Source organism: Acidobacteriota bacterium, assembly GCA_003696075.1.
Lineage (GTDB): Bacteria > Acidobacteriota > Polarisedimenticolia > J045 > J045 > J045.
In genome coordinates, this window is record RFHH01000067.1 from 1 (window position 1) to 5,182 (window position 5,182).

Consider the following 5,182-nt stretch of genomic DNA (forward strand, 5'->3'; position numbering starts at 1 on the left):
GCGGCCGCCCGCGACCTCGTCTTCTGGCTCGTCCTGTTCGCCTGGGGCGGCCTGGGGGCGGCGCTCGGACCGCCGCTGATCTGCGGGCTCTGGTGGCGCGGGACGCGGCGCGCGGGCGTTCTGGCCGGGATGGTCACCGGCACCGCCGTCACCGTCGCCTGGCGGCTCTGGCTCAAGGAGCCGACCGGCCTCTACGAGCTCGTGCCGGCGTTCGGACTCTCGCTGGCGGCCGTCGTCGCCGGCTCGCTGGCCGCGCGGGGGGCGGGCGGCGAGCGGCGGTCCGTCACCGGGCGTTGAGCTTCTTCGAGCGCCAGAACTTGACCCCCGCGAGGTCGGCGTTGGCCATCAAGCCCTTCTCGGTCAGGCGGAACACGGCCACCCCTTCGTTGAACGCGGCGACGGCGTTGGCCCCCTTGTTCCCCGCCGCCGCCGAAGCCGAGACGTCGGCCTGCCAGCCCGACTCGACGAACCTCCGGAAGGCGCGGGGGGTCTCGAAGAAGAGGACCACCTGGTATCGCTGGCCGCCGAGACCGAAGCCGACGCCGGCGGTTCCCATCTTCATGTACGTCCGCTCGCCGCTCTTCCGATCGACGGCGACGCCGACCCCTCCCCCGCCGGAAACGCCGAAGGCGATCTTGACGGCGTCGAACACCGCGTAGCCGGCCGATTTCCGGTAAAGGCGGCGCGCGCCTTCGTTCCGCTCGAGCAGCCGCTCGAGCGTCTGCTTCGCCATCATGTCGATGCGGAACCGCTTCCGGGCCGCATCCGGCTTCTCCCCGGCGGCCGCCGGGGCCAGCGCGAGCGCCAGCGCGAGCGCGGGCGCGATCGTCCGCGTGAGCCTCATCGCGGGGACCTCCCGAAAGAATGCGGCGGGGCTGCGGGCCGCCCCTGCGCGCAATGTAGGTCGCCGCGCGGGGCGGGCGCCACGGGAGCGCGCCGCGAGGCGCCGCCGCCGTCCGCGATCGCCCTCAGCGTCCGACGTGCGTGCGGAACCACTCCCGTGCCTGCTCGAGGTCGTCGAGGAGCCGCCACGGCGGGAGCGAGTCGAGGATCACCTTTCCGTAGCGCCGGGTGCGGAGGCGGACGTCGAGCACCGCCAGCAGTCCGCGGTCCTCGCGGGACCGGATCAGGCGGCCCAGCGCCTGCCGCAGGGAGAGGATCGCCTCCGGCAGCTGCTCCTCCATGAACGGATCGCCACCGCGCGCCCGGATCGCCGCCGAACGCGCCTCCACCAGGGGATCGGTCGGGACGGCGAAGGGGAGCTTGTCGACGATCACCAAGGAGAGCGCTTCGCCGGGAACGTCGATCCCCTGGCGGAAGCTGGCGGTGCCGAGGAGGACCGAGCGCACCGAGCGCCGGAAGTCCTCGATGAGCTGCTCCCGCGGGGCTTCGCCCTGGACGAGCACCGGCCACTCGATCGTCCCGGCGAGCCGCTCCGCGGCGCGGCTCAGGGCCGCGTGCGAGGCGAACAGCACGAGCGCCCGCCCGTCGCTGATCTCGAGGAGCGCTTCGATCTCCCGGAGCACCCGGTCGGCGAACGCGGGCTCCCCCGGCTCCGGGAAGCGGCGCGGGACGTACAGCGCCGCCTGGCGCCGCTCGGCGAAGGGCGAGGCCACCAGCAGAGGCTCGGCCTCGGGCATCCCCAGTCGGAGCGCCGCCCGCTCGAGGCTTCCGGCGATCGACAGGGTGGCGGAGGTGGCGACGACCGCGTCGAACCGGCCCAGGGCACGGGCGAGAAGCGGCCCGGCCTCCAGCGGGTAGCTGGCGAGCACCGCACCCTCCTCCCCCTGGGGCTCCGCCACCACCACGTGCGACGACTCGTCGGCCTGGAGGATCGACTGGAGGGTGACGCTGTGACGCGCACAGCGCGTTTCGATCAAAGCCCGTTCGTCGGCGCGCGGCCCGGGGCCCACGGCCGCGTCTCCCAGGGCTTCGAGCGCGCCGACCACCTCCTCGGCCGGGCCGGCCAACCCGCGCCGGGCTTCCGGAGCGAGCCGCACGCGCTCCTCCCGCTCCGGGCGCACGCGGGCGAAGAACGCGCGGGCGGCCCGCTCCAGGGCGGCGGCGGGTGCGGGATCCCGGCCCGCTGCGCGCAGCTCCTGCGCGGCGTCCCGCGCCAGCTCGGACGCCATCCGGGAACTGAACCGAACGCCGAAGTGCGCGACCGCGGCGTCCTCCACGAGGTGCGCTTCGTCCAGGACGAGGCGCGATGCGTCGGGGAGCACCCGCCCCTCCCACGATTCGCGAAGCGCCAGGTCGGCGACCAGGAGATGATGGTTGACCACCACGAGCGAAGCCTCCTCGGCGCGGCGCCGCGCGCCGAACACGAAGCAGCGCTCGTGGAACGGGCAGCTCGACCCCGTGCAGGTGTCGGCGCGCCCGTCGATCCGCGCCCACAGCGGCGAGTTGTCCGGTAGGCCCGACACCTCCGCCCGGTCGCCGGTGCGGGTCTTCTCGGCCCAGCGCCTGATCCTGGCCAGAAGATGCACCTCCGAGGCGTGCTCGAACCGGCGCTGGGCGGCGGTCTCCTCCAGCCGCTTGAGGCAGAGGTAGTTCGCCCTCCCCTTCAGCAGAACCGCGGTCGCCTGCCGCCCGCGGTCCCCCAGGACGCGGCGGGCGACCGGCAGCTCGCGCTCGAGAATCTGCTCCTGCAGCGCCTTCGTTCCCGTCGACAGGATCACCGGCTCGCCGCAGAGCAGCGCCGGGACCAGGTAGGCGAGCGTCTTGCCCGTTCCGGTGCCCGCCTCGACGATCGCCCGGCCCCCGCCGGAGAGCGTGCGGGCGACGAGGGCGGCCATCCGCTGCTGCCCGGGCCGGTGCTCGAATCCGCTCCGCGCCCGCGCCAGCGGCCCGCCCGGCCCGAACAGGGCTTCGACCTCCTGGGACACGGGGAGCTTCAGGCGCCGACGGAACGCCGCCGGCGAGCCTCGTACAGGGGGAAGCGCTCGCAGAGCGCGAGCACCTCCTCGCGCACCGCGTCGAGGACCTTCTCGTCCTCCCCCTCCCGGAGCGTCCGCGCGATCAGCCGGGCGACCGCGCGCATCTCCTCCTCCTTCATGCCGCGGGTGGTGAGAGCGGGGGTTCCCAGCCGCAGTCCGGAGGCGACCATCGGCGGGTTCGGGTCGAAGGGGATCGTGTTCTTGTTGACGGTGATGTTGACGCGGTCGAGCCGCTCTTCGGCCTCCTTGCCGGTGATGCCCTCGCGAAACACGTCCACCAGCAACAGGTGCGTGTCGGTCCCCCCGGAGACGATCCGGAACCCCTCCTCGGCCAACGCCGCCGCGAGCGCCCGGGCGTTGGCCAGGACCTGCCGCTGGTAGGCCCGGAAGGACGGCTCCATCGCCTCCTTGAAGGCCACCGCCTTGGCCGCGATCACGTGCACGAGCGGGCCGCCCTGGATGCCCGGGAAGACGACCTTCTGCAGCTCCTTGTAATGCTCCTTGCGGCACAGGATCAGGCCGCCCCGCGGGCCGCGCAGCGTCTTGTGCGTGGTCGATGTGACGAAGTCGAAGTGGGGTACCGGGTTGGGAAAGAGGCCGGTCGCCACCAGCCCGGCCGGATGAGCGATGTCGGCCATCGTCCGGGCTCCCACCTCGTCGGCGATCGCGCGAATGCGCTCCCAGTCGATCGTCCGGGGGTAGGCGCTCGCCCCGGCGACGATGAGCTTCGGCCGGTGCTCCCGAGCCAGGCGCCGGAGCTGTTCGTAGTCGAGGGTCTCGTCTTCGCGCCGCACGCCATAGGGAACGAACCGGAACAGCCGCCCGGAGATGTTCAGCGGATGGCCATGGCTGAGGTGTCCGCCGTGGCTGAGGTCCATGCCGAGCACAGTGTCCCCCGGCTCGAGCACGGTGAAGTAGACGGCCTGGTTCGCCTGGGAACCGGAATGGGGCTGGACGTTGGCCCGCTCCGCGCCGAACAGCTCCTTCGCGCGGTCGCGCGCGAGGCTCTCCACGACGTCGACGTACTCGCACCCGCCGTAGTAGCGCCGTTTGGGATAACCCTCGGCGTACTTGTTCGTGAAGACGGAGCCGGTCGCCTGCAGGACCGCTTCGCTGACGAAGTTCTCCGAGGCGATCAGCTCGAGGTGGGTGTGCTGCCGTTCCGCTTCCGCGCGGATCGCCTCCGCGACTTCGGGATCGGTCCGCCAGAGTTCCTCGTTCATCGTCCGCCCTATCCGGGCCGCCCTCACGGCTCCGGTTCGATCATCCGCACGCGCCTTTCGTGCCGGCCGCCGTCGAACGGTGTCTCGAGGAAGACCTGGAGCACCGCCTCGGCGAGCCCGGCGCCGAGGACGCGCCCCCCGAGCGACAGCACGTTGGCGTCGTTGTGGCGCCGCGCGTAACGCGCGTCGTATTCGGTGAGGCACCGGGCCGCCCGCACGCCGCGGACCTTGTTGGCGACGATGTCGGTCCCGATCCCCGTGCCGCACACCACGAGGCCCCGCTCCGCCTCGCCGCGCGCGACCGCCTCGGCCACCTTGCGCGCGTACACGGGATAGTCCGTGCTGGCCGGGGAATCGGTTCCCAGGTCCAGGACCTCGTGCCCCCGTTCCTCGAGCCAGCGCACCAGGTGGCGCTTCAGCTCGAGTCCCGCGTGATCCGACCCTGCGGCGATCCGCATGCCGCCTCCCGCCGTTGGCCGGGACGCCGCCCGGCCCGCCGATTCTAGCCGCAGCCCGCACACCCGGGCGATGCGGTCCGGTGAGATCCTCGCCCCGATCGGGAGCGCCGATCCCGCGGCGGCGGCCCCGGGCTTCCCGCGCGGGAGAGAACGCTTGCCCGCCGGCGGCGGACGCCCGATCTTCCGCCATGGGACGCACGGATGGGGCACGGGAGGAGACGATGGCGCAGGTCTCGATCAATCCCGACCTCTGCGACGACACCCGGGCCTGCCTCGCGGTCTGTCCCGAGGACGTGTTCGAGCTCGACGGCCGGCGGGTGAAGGTGGGCGACGCCTCGCGCTGCACGCTCTGCTTCAAGTGCGTCGAGAACTGTCCCGAGGGGGCGGTCGAAATCGACTTCTGAGGGCCGCCGGCCGCCTTGACGGCCCGAGCCCCGGATCCCAAGAAAACGCGGGACGCTCCCCGGGGGCCCGCGGCCCCCGGGAGCCGGCGTTCTCCGGCGCCGCCGCCCGCTGCGCCGCGCGCGCCGCCGCTGCTACACTCGGGCGCCCGGGAGGGACC

Annotated in this window: 6 protein-coding genes; 2 read left to right on the forward strand and 4 right to left on the reverse strand. The window is 73.2% G+C overall.

The features are described from left to right. A partial coding sequence (locus D6718_04410; protein RMG47080.1) for a sodium/proline symporter occupies positions 1 to 297 on the forward strand: 297 nt, incomplete at its 5' end. On the opposite strand, the gene D6718_04415 is transcribed toward D6718_04410, so the two are convergent. From D6718_04415 to rpiB, 4 genes are all read right to left on the reverse strand, one after another. Further along, positions 284 to 844, reverse strand: a complete 561-nt coding sequence (locus D6718_04415; protein ID RMG47081.1) for a hypothetical protein — start codon at positions 842 to 844, stop codon at positions 284 to 286. The two genes, D6718_04410 and D6718_04415, sit on opposite strands and share 14 nt — an antisense overlap. Before the next feature lie 124 nt (positions 845 to 968). Further along, entirely contained in the window at positions 969 to 2,888 is a 1,920-nt protein-coding gene (locus D6718_04420; protein RMG47082.1) for an ATP-dependent DNA helicase, read from the reverse strand. 8 nt (positions 2,889 to 2,896) lie between these two features. Continuing rightward, positions 2,897 to 4,162 carry a serine hydroxymethyltransferase gene (locus D6718_04425; protein ID RMG47083.1) on the reverse strand — a complete coding sequence of 422 codons (1,266 nt, stop codon included), beginning with the start codon at positions 4,160 to 4,162 and terminating at the stop codon, positions 2,897 to 2,899. A 23-nt stretch (positions 4,163 to 4,185) separates the two neighbouring features. Next, entirely contained in the window at positions 4,186 to 4,620 is a 435-nt protein-coding gene (rpiB, locus tag D6718_04430) for a ribose 5-phosphate isomerase B (protein ID RMG47084.1), read from the reverse strand. Positions 4,621 to 4,808: 188 nt separating this feature from the next. On the opposite strand from rpiB, the gene D6718_04435 reads away from it, so the two are divergent. After that, the gene (locus D6718_04435; protein ID RMG47085.1) at positions 4,809 to 5,024 is read left to right on the forward strand and encodes a 4Fe-4S dicluster domain-containing protein; all 216 of its coding nucleotides are present in this window, start codon (positions 4,809 to 4,811) and stop codon (positions 5,022 to 5,024) included. Positions 5,025 to 5,182 lie beyond the last annotated feature (158 nt).